Origin of the sequence: Nocardia sp. NPDC023733, assembly GCF_040639775.1 — a bacterium.
Taxonomy (GTDB): Bacteria; Actinomycetota; Actinomycetes; order Mycobacteriales; family Mycobacteriaceae; genus Nocardia; species Nocardia rosealba.
On the sequence record NZ_JBFAAN010000008.1, the window covers coordinates 100,298 to 121,531 of the forward strand.

At 68.5% G+C, this 21,234-nt stretch carries 19 protein-coding genes; 9 read left to right on the forward strand and 10 right to left on the reverse strand.

All coding sequences use genetic code 11. The features are described from left to right. The first annotated feature begins 98 nt into the window (after positions 1-98). Positions 99-683, forward strand: a complete 585-nt coding sequence (locus AB0F86_RS25345; RefSeq protein ID WP_181699205.1) for a DUF2867 domain-containing protein — start codon at positions 99-101, stop codon at positions 681-683. 40 nt (positions 684-723) lie between these two features. Here AB0F86_RS25345 and AB0F86_RS25350 read toward each other — a convergent pair whose 3' ends face one another. Beyond that, positions 724-1,665, reverse strand: a complete 942-nt coding sequence (locus tag AB0F86_RS25350) for a methylenetetrahydrofolate reductase (protein WP_181699288.1) — start codon at positions 1,663-1,665, stop codon at positions 724-726. 431 nt (positions 1,666-2,096) lie between these two features. On the opposite strand from AB0F86_RS25350, the gene AB0F86_RS25355 reads away from it, so the two are divergent. From AB0F86_RS25355 to AB0F86_RS25370, 4 genes are all read left to right on the forward strand, one after another. Then, positions 2,097-3,194, forward strand: a complete 1,098-nt coding sequence (locus tag AB0F86_RS25355; protein ID WP_308017176.1) for a polyprenyl synthetase family protein — start codon at positions 2,097-2,099, stop codon at positions 3,192-3,194. A 19-nt stretch (positions 3,195-3,213) separates the two neighbouring features. After that, positions 3,214-4,788, forward strand: a complete 1,575-nt coding sequence (gene crtI / locus AB0F86_RS25360; protein WP_356986138.1) for a phytoene desaturase family protein — start codon at positions 3,214-3,216, stop codon at positions 4,786-4,788. Between the two features lie 101 nt (positions 4,789-4,889). Further along, a complete protein-coding gene (locus AB0F86_RS25365) occupies positions 4,890-6,551 on the forward strand; it encodes an alpha-(1->6)-mannopyranosyltransferase A (protein ID WP_181699199.1) in 1,662 nt (553 codons plus the stop codon). Continuing rightward, on the forward strand, positions 6,548-7,603 hold the full coding sequence (locus AB0F86_RS25370) for a phytoene/squalene synthase family protein (protein ID WP_356986137.1): 1,056 nt from the start codon (positions 6,548-6,550) through the stop codon (positions 7,601-7,603). Before AB0F86_RS25365 ends, AB0F86_RS25370 begins: the two co-directional genes overlap by 4 nt. 101 nt (positions 7,604-7,704) lie before the next feature. Here the strand turns inward: AB0F86_RS25370 and AB0F86_RS25375 are convergent, their stop codons facing one another. Continuing rightward, positions 7,705-8,073: an Rv2175c family DNA-binding protein gene (locus AB0F86_RS25375; RefSeq protein ID WP_356986136.1), complete on the reverse strand. Its 369-nt coding sequence runs from the start codon at positions 8,071-8,073 to the stop codon at positions 7,705-7,707. Positions 8,074-8,200: 127 nt separating this feature from the next. Here AB0F86_RS25375 and pknB point away from each other — a divergent pair, with 127 nt between their 5' ends. Continuing rightward, positions 8,201-10,120 (forward strand): Stk1 family PASTA domain-containing Ser/Thr kinase, encoded by a 1,920-nt coding sequence (gene pknB / locus AB0F86_RS25380; protein WP_356986236.1) that lies wholly within the window; start codon positions 8,201-8,203, stop codon positions 10,118-10,120. Between the two features lie 89 nt (positions 10,121-10,209). Here the strand turns inward: pknB and AB0F86_RS25385 are convergent, their stop codons facing one another. Continuing rightward, entirely contained in the window at positions 10,210-11,595 is a 1,386-nt protein-coding gene (locus AB0F86_RS25385) for a class II 3-deoxy-7-phosphoheptulonate synthase (RefSeq protein ID WP_067497414.1), read from the reverse strand. A 193-nt stretch (positions 11,596-11,788) separates the two neighbouring features. On the opposite strand from AB0F86_RS25385, the gene AB0F86_RS25390 reads away from it, so the two are divergent. Then, complete coding sequence (locus AB0F86_RS25390) at positions 11,789-12,286, forward strand: polyadenylate-specific 3'-exoribonuclease AS (RefSeq protein ID WP_225282314.1); 498 nt, start codon at positions 11,789-11,791, stop codon at positions 12,284-12,286. A 55-nt stretch (positions 12,287-12,341) separates the two neighbouring features. Here AB0F86_RS25390 and AB0F86_RS25395 read toward each other — a convergent pair whose 3' ends face one another. The 4 genes from AB0F86_RS25395 to AB0F86_RS25410 are packed head-to-tail and all read right to left on the reverse strand — an operon-like array spanning position 12,342 to position 16,677. Beyond that, positions 12,342-13,973, reverse strand: a complete 1,632-nt coding sequence (locus AB0F86_RS25395) for a cytochrome bc complex cytochrome b subunit (RefSeq protein ID WP_356986135.1) — start codon at positions 13,971-13,973, stop codon at positions 12,342-12,344. Next, complete coding sequence (locus tag AB0F86_RS25400) at positions 13,970-15,109, reverse strand: ubiquinol-cytochrome c reductase iron-sulfur subunit (RefSeq protein WP_225282242.1); 1,140 nt, start codon at positions 15,107-15,109, stop codon at positions 13,970-13,972. The genes AB0F86_RS25395 and AB0F86_RS25400 overlap by 4 nt, the downstream gene beginning before the upstream one ends. Positions 15,110-15,149: 40 nt before the next feature. Continuing rightward, positions 15,150-16,007, reverse strand: coding sequence for a cytochrome c (locus AB0F86_RS25405; protein ID WP_084476949.1), 858 nt, complete (start codon positions 16,005-16,007; stop codon positions 15,150-15,152). Between the two features lie 58 nt (positions 16,008-16,065). Beyond that, positions 16,066-16,677: a heme-copper oxidase subunit III gene (locus AB0F86_RS25410; protein WP_067497399.1), complete on the reverse strand. Its 612-nt coding sequence runs from the start codon at positions 16,675-16,677 to the stop codon at positions 16,066-16,068. A gap of 180 nt (positions 16,678-16,857) precedes the next feature. On the opposite strand from AB0F86_RS25410, the gene AB0F86_RS25415 reads away from it, so the two are divergent. After that, complete coding sequence (locus AB0F86_RS25415; protein WP_181699190.1) at positions 16,858-17,277, forward strand: hypothetical protein; 420 nt, start codon at positions 16,858-16,860, stop codon at positions 17,275-17,277. A gap of 77 nt (positions 17,278-17,354) precedes the next feature. Next, positions 17,355-18,416, forward strand: a complete 1,062-nt coding sequence (gene trpD / locus AB0F86_RS25420) for an anthranilate phosphoribosyltransferase (protein WP_356986134.1) — start codon at positions 17,355-17,357, stop codon at positions 18,414-18,416. A 5-nt stretch (positions 18,417-18,421) separates the two neighbouring features. On the opposite strand, the gene AB0F86_RS25425 is transcribed toward trpD, so the two are convergent. The 3 genes from AB0F86_RS25425 to AB0F86_RS25435 form a co-directional block, all read right to left on the reverse strand. Further along, positions 18,422-18,697 (reverse strand): Lrp/AsnC ligand binding domain-containing protein, encoded by a 276-nt coding sequence (locus AB0F86_RS25425; RefSeq protein WP_181699185.1) that lies wholly within the window; start codon positions 18,695-18,697, stop codon positions 18,422-18,424. 4 nt (positions 18,698-18,701) lie between these two features. Beyond that, positions 18,702-19,232, reverse strand: a complete 531-nt coding sequence (locus AB0F86_RS25430) for a hypothetical protein (RefSeq protein WP_356986133.1) — start codon at positions 19,230-19,232, stop codon at positions 18,702-18,704. 158 nt (positions 19,233-19,390) lie between these two features. After that, positions 19,391-21,184: a DEDD exonuclease domain-containing protein gene (locus AB0F86_RS25435; protein WP_356986132.1), complete on the reverse strand. Its 1,794-nt coding sequence runs from the start codon at positions 21,182-21,184 to the stop codon at positions 19,391-19,393. Positions 21,185-21,234 lie beyond the last annotated feature (50 nt).

Consider the following 21,234-nt stretch of genomic DNA (forward strand, 5'->3'; position numbering starts at 1 on the left):
CCGGAGTGTGCCACGGCACGGCGAACAGATCTATACGGGGGCGTACAACAGCGGTAGTCTCAATCGCTATACGCCCCCGTACAGATCGAGGTCATCCCATGCGACTTCCCGCCTCCGCACACACCACCAGGCCGTGGCGCATTCACGAGATCGCGCGCGGTTTCGACACCGAAGACGTCTGGCAGTTCCGCACTCCCGGCGCGGGCCCCGACGATTTCCCCGCCTTCCTCGCGGCACTCCAGGCGGAGAAGGCGTCCGAGAGCTCGGGCATCAGCGGCGTGCTGTTCAAGATCCGCTGGAAACTGGGCGAGATCTTCGGCTGGGACGACGAATCGGCGGGCACCGGCACCCGCGTCGGCTCCCTGCGCGACCGCCTCCCCGCCGACCTGCGCGACACTCCGACCCCCGACGACAGCGACAGCCCGCTGACCAGCCTCTACGTCCTCGACAACGAGTACGCCGCCGAAATCGCCAACGGCACCATGCACGGCGTCATGCACCTGGGCTGGGTGCCCGACGACACCGGCTACCACCTGCAGATGGCCGTCCTGGTCGAACCCAACGGCCGCCTCGGGCGCCTCTACATGGCCCTGATCAAGCCCTTCCGCTACCTCATCGTCTACCCGGCCATGACCCGCAACTGGGAACGAACCTGGCAGACCCTCGCCGCTGCGAGGCGCTGACGAAGCGCCGAAGCGAGAAGCCGCCTCGTCCAGCTGCCGGTCAGGCGCTGAGAGGGGCGGCGGTGACGCCGTAGCCGAGGTTGGTGAGGACCTCGCTGGTGGCCTTGGCGAAGTTGAGGGTGATGAAGTGCAGGCAGGGGGCGTCTTCGTCGATGAGCCGCTGGGCCATTTCGGTGGCGATCTGGATGCCTTCGGCGCGCACGGCGGCGCGGTCCTCCTCCGGGCCCGTACCCGCGGCGCGGGTGAGGCGGGCGACGATGTCGGCGGGCACCGGGCGGCCGGACAGCTCCTCGGCACGCGCGACGGTGCGCAGGGAGGTGATGGGCATCAGCTCGGGGACGATCGGCTTGGCGCCCTCGACGGGGTCCATGGCGATCACGCGGTCGCGCAGGCGCAGGTAGTGCTCGACGTCGAAGAACATCTGGGTGATCGAATACTCCGCGCCCGCACGCAGTTTCGCGCACAGGTGGCGGGTGTCGTGGTCCAGGTCCGGTGAGCGGTGGTGCCCCTGCGGGAACGACGCGACACCCACGTGGAAGTCGCCGAGATCGCGGACGATGCGCACGAGCTCCTCGGCGTACTCGACCCCCTCGGGATGCTTGCGCCACTCACCCAGCGGGTCGCCGGGCGGGTCGCCGCGCAGCACGAGGACGTTGCAGATGCCGGAGTCGGCGTAGGAACCGACCAGCGAGCGCAATTCGGCGATGCTGTGGCCGACGGCGGTCAGGTGGGCGACCGGCAGCAGGGTGGTCTCCTGCGCCAGGGCGCCGGTGATGCGGACCGTGCGGTCGCGGGTGGAGCCGCCCGCACCGTAGGTCATCGACACGAAGGCGGGGTGCATGCGTTCGAACTCGCGCACCGCGCGCCACAGCCTGGCCTCACCGGCCGCGTCGCGGGGCGGGTTGAACTCGACCGAAAACGGCACGCCCGTGCCCGAATGAGTGCGCAGACTCTGCACCACCGAGGGCGTGTTCGAGACGATCGACTGCTGCTTGGCGGGCCGATCGGGGGTCGAACGTCCCCGTCCACTGTCGAAAGTCACCGGCTCAGTCTAGTGGGACGTTCCGGGCCTACGGCGCCGACCGGGGAACTCCGATACCGGTCACGACACGTCCCCGCCGGGCACAACCACGCAGGCCGCGGCACCCGCCGAGGGGAAATCCCCTGTTCGGAGCGGAGAATGTCAAGCCGGATGGACACACGGACCGAGGAGCCCCGGACCCGAGGAAACGCCGGGTGTGGGATCGGTCGCAGCGGCCCTGTGCGCCCGCTGATCGTCCGAGCGGCCCGCGTATCGTCGAGACGACGCTGTGCACGCACCGCGAGGGTGCGTCATCGGATCCTGACGCTCGCCATTTGGAGGCCGCCCTGTCCGCCGGAATCGGTACCCCGCTCTCCCGGTCCGCCGCCGACGTGCTGACCTCGGTCGACCTCGTCGCGCTCACCCCCGGCACACCGGCCTTCGTCGCGGCGGTCGAACAGGTGCTCACGGAGTTCTTCGCGAGCAGGCGCGAGATCGTCGAACCGCTCGGTCCGGTGTTCGTCGACGCGGCCGAGGCGCTGGAACAGTTCGTGGTGCGCGGCGGTAAACGCACCAGGCCGGGCTTCGCCTGGACCGGCTGGCTCGGCGCCGGTGGCGACCCGTCCGCCCCCGAGGCGGCGTCGGTGCTGACGGCCTGCGCATCGCTGGAGCTGGTGCAGGCCTGCGCGCTGGTGCACGACGACATCATCGACTCCTCACGCACCCGGCGTGGCTTCCCGACCGTGCACATCGACTTCACCGACCGGCACCGCGCGGCCGGGTGGTCCGGTGACGGCGAGGCGTACGGGTCGGCGGTCGCCATTCTGATCGGCGATCTGGCCCTGGCCTGGGCCGACGACCTGGTGAACGCGGCCGGACTCGACACCGCGTCCTTCGCCCGGTTCGCCCCGGTGTGGGCGCGCATGCGCACCGAAGTGCTCGGCGGGCAACTGCTCGACATCAACGGCGAAGCCGGTGGCGACGAGTCGGTCGAGGCCGCGCTGCGCATCAACCGCTACAAGACCGCCGCCTACACCATCGAACGGCCGCTGCACCTGGGTGCCGCACTGGCGGGCGCCGACGATGCCCTGGTCGCGGCCTTGCGCACCTATGGAACCGATGTGGGTATCGCGTTCCAGCTGCGCGACGACCTGCTCGGGGTGTTCGGTGATCCGGCCGTCACCGGCAAACCGTCGGGCGACGATCTGCGCGAGGGCAAGCGCACCGTGCTCATCGCGGAGGCGCTGCGCCGCGCCGACCCGGAGTCGGCCGCGCTGATCCGCACCGGCCTCGGCACCGACCTCGACGACGAGGCCGTCGACCGGTTGCGCGCGGTACTGATCGACCTGGGCGCCGTCGACGACGTGGAGCGCCGCATCACCGAGCTCACCGAAACGGGTCTGGCCGCCATCGCGCACAGCGCCGCCACCCCCGCCGCCAAGCATCTGCTGCACGATATGGCGTTGGCCGCCACTCGCCGTACCGCCTGAGGACGTTGTGAAAACTGTTGTGGGACAAACGAATCATGTCGTCGTCGTGGGGGCCGGGCTGGCCGGGCTCGGCGCCGCGCTACACCTGCGGGGTGCCGGGCTCGAGGTGACCGTGCTCGAGCGCGCGGATCACCCCGGCGGCCGGGTGGGCCGCTACCGCTTCGCCGACTACGAGATCGACAGCGGCGCTACGGTTCTCACTCTGCCCGAAACCATCGACAACGCCCTCGCGGCGGTCGGGCAGACCCGGGAGGACGTCGGGCTGCGTATCCATCGCCTGGCTCCGGCCTATCACGCGCGCTTCGCCGACGGCAGCGACATCCGGGTCTTCGACGACGCCGAGCAGATGGCGGCCGAGGTGACCCGCGCGTGCGGTCCCCGCGAGGCACGCGGGTACCGGCGTCTGCGCGACTGGCTCGGCCGGATGTACGAGGCCGAGTTCGACGAATTCATGAACGCCGATTTCGATTCGCCCCTCGACATGGTCCGCACACCGGCCGCCCGGTCGGCACTGGCCCGGGTGGTGCGCCTCGGCGGGCTCGGCAAACTCGGGCCGCGGGTGCGTTCATACCTCCGCGACGAGCGCCTCACCAGGCTTTTCACCTTCCAGGCGCTCTACGCGGGAACGGCGCCGGACCAGGCCCTCGCCGTCTACGGCGCCATCCCGAACATGGACACCTGTCTCGGGGTGTACTTCCCCGAGGGCGGAATGCGGGCCATCACCACTGCGCTGGCCGAGGCCTTCACCGCCGCGGGCGGGCGCCTCGAGCTCGGCACCGAGGTCACCGGCATCGAGTACGCGACCGCCAAGGGCACCGCGTCACCGGGTGCCCGCCACGCCGAGGCCGTCCGCACCGTCGACGGGCGGAGCTTCGCCTGCGACGCGGTGGTCATCACCGCCGACCTCGGCTCGATCCGCCGCTTCGGGCTGCGCAACCGGCGTGGGCTGCGGGCCTCACCGTCGGCCGTCGTCGCGCACGGCACCGTGCCCGCCGAGGTCGCCGCGCGGTGGCCGGTGCAGGCCCATCACACGATCGAGTTCGGGGCCGCCTGGGAGCAGACCTTCCGCGAGATCGCCGCGGGCAAGGGCCGGGGCAAACTGATGAGCGACCCGTCGCTGCTGCTCACGCGGCCCGCGCTCAGCGACCCGGGCCAGTTCGTCGACCGTACCGACGGCCGTTGGGAGCCGCTGTCGCTGCTCGCGCCGTGCCCCAACCTGACCTCCGCACCGCTGGACTGGGACCGCATCGGCCCGGCCTACCTGCGCGAACTGCTCGCGACGCTCGAGCAGCGCGGTTACACCGGTATCGGTGAGTACTTCCGCGTCGATCACCTCGACACACCGGCGACCTGGGCGGCCCAGGGCATGATCGCGGGCACACCGTTCTCGGTGGCACACCTTTTCCGGCAGACCGGACCGCTGCGTCCACGCAACCTGCCAAGGGGCGTAGACAATGTCGTTCTCGCAGGTTGTGGCACTACTCCGGGGGTCGGGGTGCCCACCACGCTGCTGTCGGGCGAACTGGCGGCGGCGCGAATCACCGGCAGCCGGGCGCACACCGGTAGCGACCACCGGGTTAGTGTTCGGAACTGAAGCCGTAAACTGACGGCCGACTTATCAGCTCGCGGTTGCGACCGCCGACCATCCGGGGGGACCGACCGAAGATGCCGCCCCCCGAGACGACCGTAGGCCCCATGGACACCACGCGCACCCTCGAACCGCAGCGCCATCTGCCCGCCGGGACCGATCCCGGCGTCCGGTCGCGGCTGCGCACTGTCGGCGATTTCGCCCGGAGCCCCGAAGGCCACGCGGCCTTCATGGGATTCTTCGGCGCCATCATGATCACATTCGGCGGTTTCGGCGCGGGCGCCGTCCGCAAACGCGATCCGCTGCTCGAGGCGCTGCACCTGTCGTGGCTGCGATTCGGCCACGGCTACGCCCTCTCGATGATCGTCATCTGGGCCGGTGTGCTGCTGATGATCACCGCATGGGTGCGCCTGGGCCGCACGCTCATCGGCAACGGTGAACCGAAGGTCACGCTCAACGAGCTGCGGGTGATCGTCGGAATCTGGATCACCCCACTGCTTTTCGCGGCCCCGATGTTCAGTCGCGACGCCTACTCCTATCTCGCCCAGGGTGCGCTCCTGCGCGACGGTTTCGACCCCTACCAGGTGGGTCCCGTCGCCAATCCCGGTGTGCTGCTGGACAATGTGAGCCCCGTGTGGACCACGACCACCGCGCCGTACGGGCCGGTGTTCCTGCTGATGGGCCGCGCGATCACCACGCTCACCGGTGACAATGTGATCGCCGGGACCATCGCGCTGCGCTTCGTCATGCTGCCCGGCCTGGCGCTGATGGTGTGGGCGGTGCCCTATCTGACCAAGCACCTCGGCGGCAAACCGACCGTGGCGCTGTGGCTGGCGGTACTCAATCCGCTGGTGCTCGTGCACCTCATCGGCGGTGTGCACAACGAGATGCTGATGGTCGGGCTGATGTGCGCGGGTATCGCGCTCGTGCTCGAACGTCATCATGTGGCGGGCATCGTCGTGGTCGCCATCGGCGTCGCGATCAAGGCGACGGCAGGCGTGGCGTTGCCGTTCCTGGTGTGGATCTGGATCCTGCACGAGAAGGAGCGGCGGGCGGCCGAACGCCGGGCCCGCGCCGACTCCGACGCCGGTCTCGCCGAGGAACTGAAGCATCCCGACGCGGCCCGGCCATCGGCCGATATGCCACATCCACTGCTCGTGTTCACCAAGATCGCCGGCATCGGCATCGGCGTGTTCGCACTGGTCTTCGGTGCGGCATCGGTGATCGCCGGGGTCGGCTTCGGCTGGGTGACCGCGTTGCAGGGCTCGAACAAGATCATCAACTGGCTCTCGCTGCCGACCATCCTCGCGCACATGGTCACCTGGGTGACGCCGTGGTCGCTGGATTCGGTCCTGTCCATCACCCGCGAACTGTGCAAGGTCGCGCTGGTGGTCCTGCTCGTGGCGACCTGGTGGCGGTTCCGCCACAGCGAGCGTGAGGCCGTGATGGGCATCATCGTCGCGTTCGTGGCGATCGTGCTGCTCTCCCCCGCCGCCCTGCCCTGGTACTACTCGTGGCCGCTCGCACTGGCCGCCGGTTTCGCGCTGTCGACGGTGACCCTGCAGTGGCTGGTCGGCATCTGCACCTGGCTGATGCTGGTGTTCCAGCCGGACGGCTCGATCGGCCTCTACAACTTCTGGCACGTGGCGCTGGCGACGTTCGCCGCCGTGGTGGCCGCCGTGTCACTGCGCCACGTCGACCCGTTGCACCTGCGTTCGGCGAGTTCCCGCGCGATAGCCAAGGAACACGCACCGCCCGTCGCAGCATGAGTGTGCCCACCGCGCTGGACGACGCCTACGCGACCTGTCGCCGCATCGCCGCCGAGCACGGACGCACCTACTTCCTCGCCACGGCCTTATTGAGCTCGGAGCGGCGCCGGGCCGTGCACGCGCTGTACGCGTTCGCGCGGATGGTGGACGACATCGTCGATCACGCCGACGACCCCGCGTGGATCCTTGACCCGGCCGACCGGACTCCGGCGAGGCCGCGAACCCTCCCGTCGAGCCTCGCCCCAGGCGTACACGATCCTGATCGCCGCCTCGCCCCTGTCAGCGGTGGCATCTCCCCCGCTCAGCACCTCGATCTGGTCGAGAAGCAGCTCCGGCTGGCCATCGAGCAGGGCGACATCGACACCGCCGACCTGCGGCGCCGCCAGATCATCACCGCGACGGCCGACACCATCGCCCGCTACGACATCGCGCACGACCACATCTGGACGTTCCTCGATGCCATGCGCATGGACGTCCCCGGTACGACCGTTCACCGCAGGCGCTACGCGAGCATGGCCGAGTTGGGCGAGTACATGCGTGGGTCGGCCGCCGCCATCGGTCTGCAGTTGCTGCCGGTGCTCGGCACCGTGGTTCCGGTGGCGGAGGCCGAACCCGCTGCCGCCGCGTTGGGCGAGGCGTTCCAGGTCACCAATTTCCTGCGTGATGTGGCCGAAGACCTCGATCGCGACCGTATCTACCTGCCCGCCGACGAACTGGCCGCGTTCGGCGTCGACGAGACGCGACTGCGTGCGTGCCGGACGGCCGGGCGAACCGACCAGCCGACGCGACGCGCGCTGGCCCATCTGATCGCCGTCAACCGCGACATCTACCGCCGCGCGGTCCCCGGCATCGACCTGCTGGCCCCCCGGGTCCGCCCGGCGATCCGCACCGCCGCCATCCTCTACGCCGAGATCCTCGATCAGATCGAAGCGGCCGATTTCCAGGTCTTCGCCACCCGCGCGACCGTCCCGAGCCGCCGCCGAATCATGGTCGCCGCTAAGGGTTTCACCACCACACGCCGCCACTCGGTCGCGGCATTCCGCTCGACCTGAAATCCCTGCAGGACAAAGTGGTCCGGCACGGTGCGTTCACCCGGGCACGCGCTCCGCTCGGTGCGCTGCTCAGCGGCGCGCGCACCGTCGGCGGCGAGTCCTCAGAAGGGTTCGGCGGCGGCGCGGCGGACGACTTCGCGGGCCAGCGGGCCGTGCAGGGCGTCGACCGGGCGGCCGGGCAGCGAGTCGTCCTCGGTGTAGATCCAGCGCAGGATGTCCTCGTCGCTGTACTTGCCGTCGCGCATCACCGTGATCAGGCCGGGCAGCATGCGGACGATCTCGTCGTTGTCGTCGAAGAAGCGGGACGGAATGCCCGCGACACCGCCCCGGCGCACCGCGAGGAGCTGGCGATCGCGCAGCATCTGGTGCACCGCGGTCACCGGGACGCCGAGTATGTCGGCGGCCTCGGGCAGGGAGACGAGGGTTTCGGTGTCGGGCAGCACGTCGTCGCTGCAGGGGAAGGCACTCACCCGCACAACGGTAGTACGTGACGTGGCGCATCCATCGGCGGGCATACCGTCGCACCCGGTTACGATCGTGGGGGCCGCACCACCGTGGCCAGTTTGTCGTACGCCGGAGGAACCTGTGATCGGCCAGATGCTGGAAGGGCGCTATCGCATCGACGCGCCGATCGCGCGCGGCGGAATGTCGATGGTGTTCCGCGGAACCGACACCCGGCTCGACCGTCCCGTCGCCATCAAGGTGATGGACCCCAAGTTCGCGAGCGATCCCCAGTTCCTGAGCCGCTTCGAGTTCGAGGCGCGCGCGGTGGCCAAACTCAAGCACCCGTCGCTCGTCGCGGTCTACGACCAGGGCGTCGACGGCGAATACCCCTTCCTCATCATGGAATTGGTCGAGGGCGGCACCCTGCGTGAGCTGCTGCGCGAACGCGGCCCGATGCCGCCGCACGCCGTGCGGGCCGTCGCCGAACCGGTGCTGCGCGCCATCGGCACCGCGCACGACGCGGGTCTGGTGCACCGCGACATCAAGCCGGAGAACGTGCTGATCTCCGACGCGGGCGAGGTGAAGATCGCCGACTTCGGCCTGGTCCGCGCCGTGGCCGCCGCCAACACCACCTCCGCCAGCGTGATCCTCGGCACCGCCGCTTACCTGTCGCCGGAGCAGGTCACCACCGGCACCGCCGACGCGCGCTCGGACGTGTACTCCTTCGGCATCCTGATCTTCGAACTGCTCACCGGCCGCGTGCCGTTCACCGGCGACAATTCGCTGTCGGTGGCGTATCAGCGGGTGGAGAACGACGTACCGGCGCCGAGTCAGTTCATCGACGGTGTGCCCGCCGAATTCGACGCCCTCGTCGCCGAGGCCACCTCCCGCGACCCCGCGAAGCGCTTCGCCGACGCCAATCAGATGGCGGCCAACCTGCAAGCCGTCGCGATGACCTTGAGCCTGCCGCCGTATCGCGTTCCGGCACCCCGTGATTCGGCCGAGCATCTCAGCGAGGCTTTTCGCGCACCCGTGGCCGCGGCGAATCCCGTTGCGGGCCCGCATGAACCCGCACCGCCGCGTCCGGTCGCCCAGCCGCAGCACACCCGGGTGGTCACCGCACAACGGCCGCGACTCGACGAGCACGCCAATCCGCCCGCCCCCGTGCACAATCCGTTCGTCCCGGCGGAGACCCATACCCGCCGCACCGGCCTGGTGTGGGTGGGTATCGTCACCGCGCTGACGCTGCTGGTCGGCATCGGCGGCTGGTGGCTCGGCGTCGGCCGCTACACGGCGGTGCCGCCGATCGCCGGCATGGACAGCGAGCGGGCCGTTGCCGTGCTGGAACAGGCCGGATTCGAGACGGTACTGCGGCAGAAGGCATCCGACACGATCCCCGTGGGCGGCGTGGTCGGCACCGACCCGTCGGCGGGCTCACGGGTCACCAAGAGCTCCACCATCGCCGTGCTGATCTCCAACGGAAAACCGCGCGTCCCCGAGGACATCAAGGCCGGTGACCAGATCAGTGCCGTGAACGCCGCCATCCGCGATATGGGCCTGCAACCCATCGACAGCGGCGAAGCGGCCAGCACCGCCCCGAAGGGCTCACTGGCCAGGGTCGAGCCTGCCCCCGGCACCGTGCTGCCGATGGGCGCGCAGGTGAAGGTGTACCGCAGCAAGGGCTCCCAGCCCGTGAACGTGCCCGATGTGCGCGGCAAGACCACCGAGGAAGCCACCCAGGCACTCACCAAGGCCGGACTCACCGTCCGCGAGGTGAAGGTGCAGTTCGACAAGAGCATCGAGGGCGACAAAGCCATCGGCACCGACCCCGCCGTCGGCACCACCCTGCAGTCCGGCGACAGCGTCACCCTGCTCGTCTCCAACGCGATCAAAGTCCCCAACGTAATGGGTCAGAACGTCGGCAACGCCCGCGCCAAACTGCAGCAACTAGGCCTCCGGGTAGAGGTCAAATCCCTCACCGACTCCGACAGCTCCCTGGTCATCGGCCAGGTCCCCGGCATCAACACGAACGTGGAGGCGGGCAGCGTCGTATCGCTCACCGCCCTACCTTGAAGAGATCGCGCCCCGGACAAGCCCGACAAGGACGACGACAAGGAAAAGCCCGGCCGCGGCAACCGCTGACCGGGCTCTACCGGACCAGCTCAGCGCAGCATCTCCGCCACCAGGAACGACAGTTCCAGCGACTGCTGAGTGTTGAGCCGAGGATCGCAGGCAGTCTCGTACCGTCCACCGAGATCCAGATCGGAGATGTCCTGCGCACCACCGAGGCATTCGGTGACGTTCTCACCGGTCAGCTCGATATGCATGCCGCCGGGATGGGTGCCGAGCGCATGGTGGACCTCGAAGAAGCCCTGCACCTCATCGACGATCCGATCGAAGTGGCGGGTCTTGAACCCGGTGGACGACTCGTGGGTGTTGCCGTGCATCGGGTCGCACTGCCAGATCACCTGGTGTCCGGTGGCCTGCACCTTCTCGATGATCGGCGGCAACACGTCGCGCACCTTGCCGTTGCCCATGCGCGCCACCAGGGTGAGCCGGCCGGGTTCGTTGTTCGGGTCGAGCCGCTCGACGTATTCCACCGCCTGGTCGGGGGTGGTGGTCGGGCCGATCTTCAGGCCGATGGGGTTGGCAAGCAACTCGGCGAAAGCGATGTGGGCACCGTCGAGCTGACGGGTGCGCTCACCGATCCACAGGAAGTGCGCCGACAGGTCGTAGAGCAGCGGTTCACCCGTCTCGCTCTCGCTGAGGCGAAGCATCGCGCGCTCGTAGTCGAGGACGAGCGCCTCGTGCGAGGCGTAGATGCGGGCGGTCTTGAGGCTCGGGTCGTTGACCTGACACGCCGCCATGAATCGCAGACCCTTGTCGATCTCCTCGGCCAGGGTCTCGTAGCGGGCACCGGCGGGCGACTGGGCGACGAAGTCACGGTTCCAGTCGTGCAGGCGGTGCAGGTCGGCGGTGCCGGCGCTGGTGAGGGCGCGGACCAGGTTCATCGCGGCGCTCGCGTTGGCGTAGGCGCGGACCAGGCGTGACGGGTCGTGGCGGCGCAGCTGTTCGTCGGCGACCAGGGAGTTGACCATGTCGCCGCGGTAGGACTTCAGGCCGAGCGCGTCGATGTCGGCCGAGCGCGGCTTGGCGTACTGACCGGCGATGCGGGCCACCTTCACCACCGGCATGCTCGCGCCGTAGGTGAGCACGACAGCCATCTGCAGCAGGGTGCGGATATTGCCCCTGATGTGGGGTTCGGTGTTGTCGGCGAAGGTTTCCGCGCAGTCACCGCCCTGCATCAGGAAGGCCTCGCCGCGCGCCACCTGCGCCAGCTGCGCCTTGAGGTCCTCGACCTCGGCGGGCAGGCAGATCGGCGGCACGCTCTCGAGCACGGTGCGCATCGTGGTGGCCTCGTCGGCGTCCCAGGACGGCTGCTGCAGGGCGGGGCGAGCCAGAGCGGCGTCCAGTCGCCTGCGCAGATCGTCAGGCAGCGGCGGCAGTTCCGGCAGGCGGTCAATCGGTACGTCGACGGTCCAGGTCACCAGATCAGAATACGGACTCACCGAAGCCGGCGAATATCCGGCGTACCTGCGACGGGCCGACCGGACCCCAGCGGCGACCCCTGCGCACTGCGCGCGAAGTGCCCGCATAGGGTTTCACTCAATTCATCGTGGGTCCGCCCGCCTCGTCGCGCCGGACGGGACGGGCGCCCACCGGCACGAAGAGGCGATCTCCCTGCGATATTTCTACGATTCGGAATTCGTCGAGGACGGCGTCACGATCGACCTGATCTCGATCGGCGTCGTCTGCGAGGACGGACGCGAGTACTACGCCGTCTCCACCGAATTCGACGCCGGACGGGCCGGGCCGTGGGTGCGCCGCAATGTGCTGCCGAAGCTGCCACCGGCCGGTTCGCCGCTGTATCGCAGCCGCGCCCAGATCCGCGACGACCTGTTCAAGTTCTTCCTGCCCCGGCCCGGTGTGTATCCGGAGCTGTGGGCCTGGGTCGGCGCCTACGACCATGTGGCGCTGTGCCAGCTGTGGGGTGACATGACCGCGCTGCCCAAGAACATGCCCCGCTATACCAACGAACTGCGCCAGCACTGGGTGGCCCACGGCAGCCCCGAACTGCCGCCCATCCCCGACGACGCGCACGACGCCCTGGCCGACGCCCGTCACAACCTGGCCAAGTTCGAGGCCATCGAATCCCACCGCCGCACACCGCGCCGCTGAGATACGACGAAGGCCCCGAGTCGAAACCGACTCGGGGCCTTCGTTGTTCGCGGAATCAGTGACCGCTGTGGTCACCGTTGCCGGTGCGAGCCTGGTGCTCGGCGAGGGCGCCGAGCATCTTGTGCTCCTCGGCCTCCTCGATCTCGGCCCAGGCCTGGCCCTCGGCGCGCGGGTCGGGGCGAAGGAAGCTGCCCGTACCCGGCTTGCCCGCCGAACCGAGGCGGTTCATCTTCTTGGGCACCGGGGCGCCCTGGTACTCCAGCGGGATGGCGTGGCCGTGCGCGTCGACCCCACCCAGCGGCTGGTGCACCTCGATGTACTCACCGTGCGGCAGCCGCTTGATCACACCGGTCTCGATGCCGTGCTCGAGCACCGCGCGGTCGCTGCGCTGCAGGCCGATGCAGAACCGGTAGGTGATGAAGTACGCCAGCGGCGGCAGCAGCAGCAGGCCGATACGACCGATCCAGGTGGTCGCGTTCAGCGAGATGTCGAACTTCAGCGCGATGATATCGTTGACGCACGACAGCGTGAGCACCACGTAGAACGCGATGGCCATCGCACCGATCGCCGTGCGCACAGGCACGTCGCGCGGACGCTGCAGCAGGTTGTGATGCGCGGTGTGGTCGTTGGTGAGGCGCTTCTCGATCCACGGGTAGGCGATCAGCAGCGTGAACACCAGGCCCATGACCAGCGCGACCCAGAACGCCGCCGGGATCGTGTACCGGCCGAGGTAGAGCTCCCAGGCAGGCATCAGACGCGCCATACCGTCGGTCCACATCATGTAGAAGTCGGGCTGCGAACCCGCCGACACCTGCGACGGGTTGTACGGACCGAGGTTCCACACCGGGTTGATCTGCAGGACACCGCCCATGATGCCGACGATGCCGAGGGTGAAGGCGAAGAACGCGCCCTGGTCGGCGGCGAACACCGGGACGATGCGGGCACCGACCACGTTCGTCTCCGTGCGGGCCGGGCCGGGGAACTGGGTGTGCTTCTGGTACCAGACCAGCGCCACGTGAGCACCGATCAGCGCCAGGATGATGCCGGGCAGCAGCAGCACGTGCGCGATGTAGAGGCGCGGGATGATGATGTCGCCGGGGAAGTCGCCGCCGAACATCAGCCAGTGCAGCCAGGTACCGACCACCGGGACACCGATGGTGATGCCGGAGAACGCGGCACGAAGACCGGTGCCCGAGAGCAGGTCGTCGGGCAGCGAGTAGCCGAAGAAGCCTTCGAACATCGCCAGGATCAGCAGCAGCGAGCCGATCACCCAATTCGCCTCACGCGGCTTGCGGAACGCGCCGGTGAAGAAGATGCGGAACAGGTGGATGATGATCGACGCCGCGAACAGCAGCGCCGCCCAGTGGTGGATCTGGCGGACGAACAGACCACCGCGCACCTCGAAGGAGATGTTCAGCGTCGTCTCGTAGGCCCGCGACATGCCGACACCGCGCAGCGGCTGGTAGGCACCGTCGTACACGACGTGCGCCATCGACGGGTCGAAGTACAGCGTCAGGTAGATACCCGACAGCAGCAGGATGATGAACGCGTAGAGCGCGATCTCACCCAGCAGGAACGACCAGTGGGTCGGGAAGACCTTGTTGATCGACCGCTTCACGAACGCGGCGGCACGATACCGCTCGTCCATCTCATCGGCCTGGTTGGCCATGATAGTTCCAGCACTCATGAACGACGCTCCCAGAAGGCCGGGCCGAGCGGCTCGATGAAGTCGCCCGCGGCGACCAGGAAGCCCTCGGAGTTGACGGTGATCGGCAGCTGAGGCAGCGCGCGGGCGGCCGGACCGAAGACCGGCTTACCCCACTCGGTCGCCGAGAACTGCGACTGGTGGCACGGGCACAGGATCCGGTTGGTCTGCTGCTCGAACAGCGAGGTCGGGCAGCCGAGGTGGGTGCAGATCTTCGAGTAGGCGAAGTAGTCGCCGTAGTTGAAGCTCTCCTGGCCCTTGCGCTTGATCGCCTTCTCGGCGTCCTCGGTGCGCAGCCGGATCAGCATCACGGCGTTACGGATACCGCGCAGCGACTGCAGGGTGGCGTGGGAATCCCCGCGCCACTTCTCTTTCCAGGGAAAGACGGTTTCCATCGCGCCCGCGTCGAGATCCTCCGGGCGCACCAGGACGATATCGTCGGGGCGGCCGGTGTCGCGGCGGATGTAGACGGTCTCACCCGGGTAGTCCGGGGTCCAGCCCGAGACCCACAGCGGCGACTTGTCCTTCTTCGCCCACGGGTTCTTGATCATGCCGCCGATGAACACCATCGCGGCACCGAGGCCGAGCACACCGACACCGGCACCGGCGGTGCCGAGCATCATCTTGCGGCGACCGAGGGTTGAGGTCTCGAGCGCGTCCTGCAGCTCGGCGGCCAGGGTACGGCGCTCGACCTCGTCGGACGGGCCGTCGTGGCGCTGCTGGATCGAGATCTCGGCGGGGATGAACCGCTTGCGGATCAGCACCACGGCGATACCGATGACCAGCACCGAGATGCCGAAGGTCAGACCGATGAGCGGGGTGAACAGCGAGTAGGCCTCGTGGCCCTCATCGCCCTTGCCCTTCCACTCCCACGGCCAGAACAGGAAGACACCGATCAGCGCGGCGGCCGCGAGACCGGAGATGGCGAACCAGAACGTGACGGCACGCTCGGCACGCTTCTCGGCCCGGGTGCCTGGCACCGGCCAGCGCTCGCTGCGGTACACGACCTCGACGTCGTCTCGCGCGGTACCGAGTTCGACGAGCTCGTCACGCGACATCGCGTCCAGTTCGTCTTCGGTGGGTTCGCGACCCATGTCGCTTCGCTCCTGTCCACTCATGACTGTGTCCTATCCGACGCGCCGAGCGCGACCTGCCCGATCACGTGCGGGAACCGATCCACATGGCCGCACCGACGGTGGCGGTGATGCCGATGACCCAGATGGCAAGACCTTCGGTCGCCGGACCGAAACCGCCGAGATCCCAGCCGCCGGGCGACTTCTCCTCGGCGGAGTTCTTGACGTAGGCGACGATGTCGCGCTTCTCCTCCGGCGTCAGCTGCCGGTCGGAGAACTTGGGCATGTTCTGCGGGCCGGTGAGCATCGCGTCGTAGATCTGCTGCTCGTTGGCCGGCTCGAGCGGCGGAGCGAACTTACCGCCCGACAGCGCGCCACCACGACCGGTGAAGTTGTGGCAGGACGCGCAGTTCATACGGAACAGCTCCGAACCGCGACCGATGTCGTCGCCGCGCAGCGATTCCTGGGCGATCTCACCGTTGGCGTCACGGATCACCGAGGGGCCACCGCCGTTGGCGGCGACGTAGGCGCCGAGCGCGTCGGTCTGATGCGCGTCGAACTTCTCCGGCTTGCGCATGGCCTGGGCCTCGTTGCGCACCATCGGCATACGGCCGGAGGAAACCTGGAAGTAGACCGCGGCCTCACCGACACCGATCAGGCTCGGACCGCGATCGGGCACACCCTGCAGGTTCGCACCGTGGCAGGTGATGCACGAGGTCTCGTAGAGCTGCTTGCCCTCACGGATCAGCGCGGACTGGTCCTCGTTCGCGGTGGCGATCTGCGGCTCGGGGGTGAGCGCGCTCGCCAGGAAGCCGGCTCCGACGAGGCCGACCATCAGCGCGAGCGCACCCGCGATACGACGGCGGGCGCGACGCTGCTTGCGCGTCTTGGCAGCCTGACCGGCGCCTGCGGGCTCGGGGGCCGACGGGGGAGATGAACTCATCTGTAGTCCCTTTGGAGTAGACGGAACCGACTTGTGCAAAAGCTTGTGTGCCCGCGGGCTAGCTGACGAAGTAGATCGTGGCGAACAGCCCGATCCAGACGATGTCGACGAAATGCCAGTAGTAGGACACCACGATGGCGGCGGTGGCCTGAGCGGGGGTGAACTTGCTCAGCGTGGTGCGGATGAGCAGGAACACGAACGCGATCAGACCGCCGATCACGTGCAGACCGTGGAAGCCGGTGGTGATGTAGAAGACCGAGCCGTAGGAGCTGCCCGCGATGGTCGTGCCCTCGTGCGCCAGGTGGTAGTACTCGTACGCCTGACCGGCGACGAAGAAGGCACCCATCAGCAGGGTGATCGTGTACCAGCGGCGCAGGCCGAACACGTCGCCCTTCTCCGCGGCGAACACGCCCATCTGGCAGGTGAACGACGATGCGATCAGCACGGCCGTCACCGGAACAGCCAGCGCGAGGTTCAGCTCGGTGGGCTCCGGGGGCCAGTTGCCGTGCGCTTGCGCGCGCGCAACGAAGTACATGGCGAAGAGGCCGGCGAAGAACATCAGCTCGCTCGACAGCCAGATGATGGTTCCGACGCTGACCATGTTGGGCCGGTTCAGCGAATGCACACGCTGAGTAATGGCCGATCCTGGGGTGCCTACTGCGGTCGTCACGGGGTAAGTATGACTCTTCGTAGTACGACAGCTGTACCCGGGTACGAAAGTTTGTCGCGCGGACCGGAAAACCCACGTACAGAGGGGGTCCGAAGCAACCGTCGGCGTGTTGGCGACTCTTCGCGTGACAACCCATTGTGACAGCGTTGGATGTGGATAGGCTGAGACGAGGAGGCGACGATGGTCGTAGTGCGGATGTGGCGGCGGCTCTTCGGTGGGCAACCCGGTGGGCTCGATCCCACGCGCGAGGATCTGGTCGTCGTCGCGTCGAGTTTCGACGATGCCGAGGCGTCCTCGGTGGCGCTGGACCGGGCCGTCGATCTCGATCGCGGCGCGCAGGCGGTGTTGCGGCACCATCTGCGGCTGCCCGCCGATCGCATCGACGAGGCCTGTGAGATAGCCGGATACGACGGATACGAGCGCGCCGAGGCGGTGCGCGGGGTCTCCGACGATCTCGTGCCCGTGCTGCTGCAGCGGGTGCAGCTGCTCGACCCGCTGACGATCTCGCAGGAACGTTCGCGGATGGCGGGCCTCGCGCAACGCCACGACGGGGTCGCCGACGGATGGGACGCGCTGCAGCCGCCACGTCCGGCCGCCTAAACTTGCCGATCGAGCGCACAGTGGTTGCGCAAGCGCAACCATGTTGCGCCCGTCGTCGAAACGGAGATGCAGAGCAGATGAGCGTGCGCAGTTGGGCCCAGGTGCTCGGGACCCTCGCCGACGGGGGCGATCTGGCCGCCGACGACACCACCTGGGTGATCGACGAGATCTTCACCGACAACGCGACCGCCGCCCAGATCGCGGCCTTCGGCGTCGCCATGAAGATCAAGGGCCCCACGCCCGGCGAGCTGGCGGGCATGGTGTCGGGGATGCTCGGGCACGCGCGGCTGGTGCACGTCGACGGGGACGCGGTCGACATCGTCGGCACCGGCGGCGACCGATCGGGCTCGGTGAACATCTCGACGATGTCGTCGGTGGTCGTCGCCTCGGCGGGTGTGCCGGTGGTCAAGCACGGCAACCGGGCCGCCTCGTCGAAGGCCGGTGGCGCCGACGTGCTCGAGGCGCTCGGGGTGAAGCTGGCGCTCGGTCCGCAATCGGTGGCGCGGTCGGTGCGGGAGGCGGGCATCGGGTTCTGCTTCGCGCCGCTGTTCCATTCGGGGCTGCGTTTCGCCGGTGCGGCGCGCAAGGAGATCGGCATCCCGACCGTATTCAACGTGCTCGGCCCGCTGACCAATCCGGCGCAGCCGCGCGCGGGGCTGATCGGGTGCGCGTTCGCTGATCTGGTGCCGGCGATCGCGGGCGTGTTCGCCCAGCGTGGGGCCAGTGCGCTGGTGGTGCGCGGGCGCGACGGGCTCGACGAGATCACCACCTCGGATCTGACCGATGTGTGGGTGGTCAGCGGTGGGCGCGTCAAGCAGACGGTGCTCGACCCGACCGCGCTCGGCATCCCCCGCGTCGATCTCGACGAATTGCGTGGCGGCGATGCGGCCGAGAACGCGCGGATCGCGCGGGAGGTCTTCGCCGGGACGCCCGGCCCGGTGCGGGACGCGGTGCTGCTGAATTCGGCCGCGGCGATCGTCGCCTACGACCTGTCACGTGGCGTGGGCGATGTCGATCTCGACCTGGATGCCGCGCTCTCGGCAGCGATGGAACGCGCCGCCGCCGCGGTGGACAGCGGCGCGTCGGCGAAGCTGCTGCAGACCTGGGCCGAACTCACCCAGGTCCTCGACGACAACTGAAAGCTCTACTCTCCCAGGGAGAATCCGGCTTCCACGTCGGCACTGGAATACGACTTGAAGGCGATGTGGGTGGTGGTGCGTACCACCCCTTCGACCTTGTCGATGCCCTCGGTGACGACCTCGGCGATGCGCTCGTGATCGCGCACCCGCACGATCGCGATCAGGTCCACATCGCCGGCACAGGAGTACACCTCGGCGACTCCTGCGGTATCGGCGAGCGCCTGTGCGGTCTCGGGAATGCGAGAGTTCTCGGCCTGGATCAGCACGATCGCGGTAATCATGGGATCAGCCTAGAACTTCGGGCCGCTCGGTGGCCGCTTTGAACCGTCGCATGAGGTCGTAGCTCTTCACACCCGGTGCCGTTTCCAGCGAACTCGACACGTCGACGCCGTAGGGACGGTGGCGGGCGATGACGTCGGCGACATTGTCCGGGTCGAGGCCACCGGCCAGCACCACCCGTCCCGGCTGGGCGCGCACCCAGTCGGGGAACTCCTCGAAGACGCCGCTGCCCGCGCTGGCGTCGTAGAAGAAGTATTCGCTGGTCTGCTCGGGTGCGGGCGGGGTCGAGGAGCAGAAGGCCAGGTTCGGCAGGTCGGCCCAGCGGTAGAGCTGGACGACGTCGAAGGCGTCGGCGACCTCGGCGACTTCCGCGTGTTCCAGGGCGACCGCGAAGGTGGTGATGCGACCGCGCGCGTAGTCGGCCAGGGCACGAGCCTGGTCAGGCGTGCGGTACCGCTTGCTCTTGGGCGTGACCATGACACCGATCGCCGAATAGCCCAGCTCGACCGCCCAGTCGATCTGCTCCTCGGTGGTCAACCCACACACCTTCACGAACACCGCCACCAGTCCTTTCCACCGACAACACCATCAACCATGATCCAGGACGGGACAGGTGTTTCTCGGACAGGTCGGCCGAACACCACTGTTTACCCCAGCCCTCCCCTGCTGCGGGTTCCCCTCGACCCGGCGGGCGATCACCGCTCCGCCAGATACTGCTCCTGCTCGGACCGCACTTCCGCCGCCTCCCGGGCCAGCTGCGCCCAGGCGACCCAGCGGGCGGCGCCGTGCAGCGGTTCGCAGTACCCGTCGCTGGTCCGGACGATCCGGGCGCCCGGTTTGGCGAGCCAGCGCGCGATGACCCCGACCTCCTCCGGCGGCGCACCGAGGAGTGGGGGTACGTCGTCGGCGAACACGAGCGGGCGATCCGCGTTGTCCGCGGTCGGTGGTGCGTCGCCGAGGTCGGGCACGACTGTTTCCGCGGCCGCCACGATTTGATCGACGACCGCCATGGGTGGGGTGCCACGGCGGGCTACGCCTGCGGCGGCGAGGCGGCCGTGGCGGATGACGGAGAATTCCCAGCCGCCCGCACTGTCGGGAAGGGCGATGATCAGTTCGGCGAGGCGGGCCAAGGCAGCGAGTCGTTGCGTGCGCGCCAGCTTGGTGACCACAGCGGCGGTGCGGTCGCGCAGGCGGGCTGCTGCCTCGAAATGCTCTGCCGTGGAATAGGTTTCGATGCGTTCGAGCATGGCGCGCAGGAGCGTGTCGGAGCGACCCGTGAGCAGATCGCGAACCGAATGGGCGGCGGGTGCGTAGGCGTCGGCGTCCGAGCCGTCGGCGCTGGCGGCCGGGCATCCGCCGACGATCGCTGGTTGGCACAGGTGTTTCGCGGCGCGGGTGAGCCGGGTGGCACACGTGCGCAGACCCGCGAACTCGGCGATGGTCAGGCCGACATCTACGGCGTCGGCGCGAGAGTTGAACGGGCCGAGAGCAGTTCGGGTCGGCGTGCGAACGGCAACCAGGCGCGGAAAGGGTTCGTCGGTGAGAGTGAGCCACCAGCCACGCTTGGGGAACTTCGAGCGGCGGTTGTAGGGCGGGGCATGGGCGGCGAGCAGTCGCAGCTCGCGAACACCGGCTTCGAGTCCGTGCGCGCACACCACGTGGTCGACCCGTTGTGCCAGCGCGACCATCTCTTTCATGCGGCCGCGCGTTTCCGAACCGGTGAAGTAGTTGCGCACGCGGCGGCGCAGATTCACCGCCGTCCCTATATAGAGGACTTCGTCGGACGGGCCGCGGAACAGATAAACACCCGGCGCGGCAGGTAGATCGTTGGCGAATGTCCTTTTGGCGCGCTGAGTTCCGGTGACACCGGGCAGGTAGTCGAGCAGTTCCGTCAGGCTCTGCACACCCTGATTACCGACGCGGGCGATCAGCGCGTGCAACACATCGACGGTGGCGCGGGCATCGTCGAGAGCTCGGTGCGTCGGCGTGGTCGACGCACCGAGGATCTGTGCCAGCACCCCCAGCCGCGCCGACGGCGCCTCGTCGCGAGTGAGCACCCGCCGCGCCAACTTCACCGTGCACAACACCTGCGGATTCGGCCACGGGATGTCCTGGCGCGCGGCAGCGGCTTTCAGAAAAGCAGTGTCGAACCGGGCATTGTGCGCCACCAGCACCGCCCCCGCCGCGAACTCGAGAAACCCCGGCAACACCGCCTCGATCCGCGGCGCCTCATACACCATGGCCGTGGTGATCCCGGTGATCTGCACGATCGCGGGCGGAATCTCGTACCCCGGATTCACCAGGGTCGCGAACTCCCCCAACACCTCTCCCCCACGCACCTTCACCGCCCCGATCTCGGTGATCGCATCACCGTCGGGGCTGGTCCCGGTGGTCTCCAAGTCGACGACGACGAAAGTGGTGGCATACAACGGCGTATCGAGCTCGTCGAAGGCCAGCTGCCGCGCGGCCGGGAGTACAGGGTCGGGCACGGACAGCAGAGTAAGGAAGGGGTCCGACAGGATTGTTGGAGCGCTGGCGC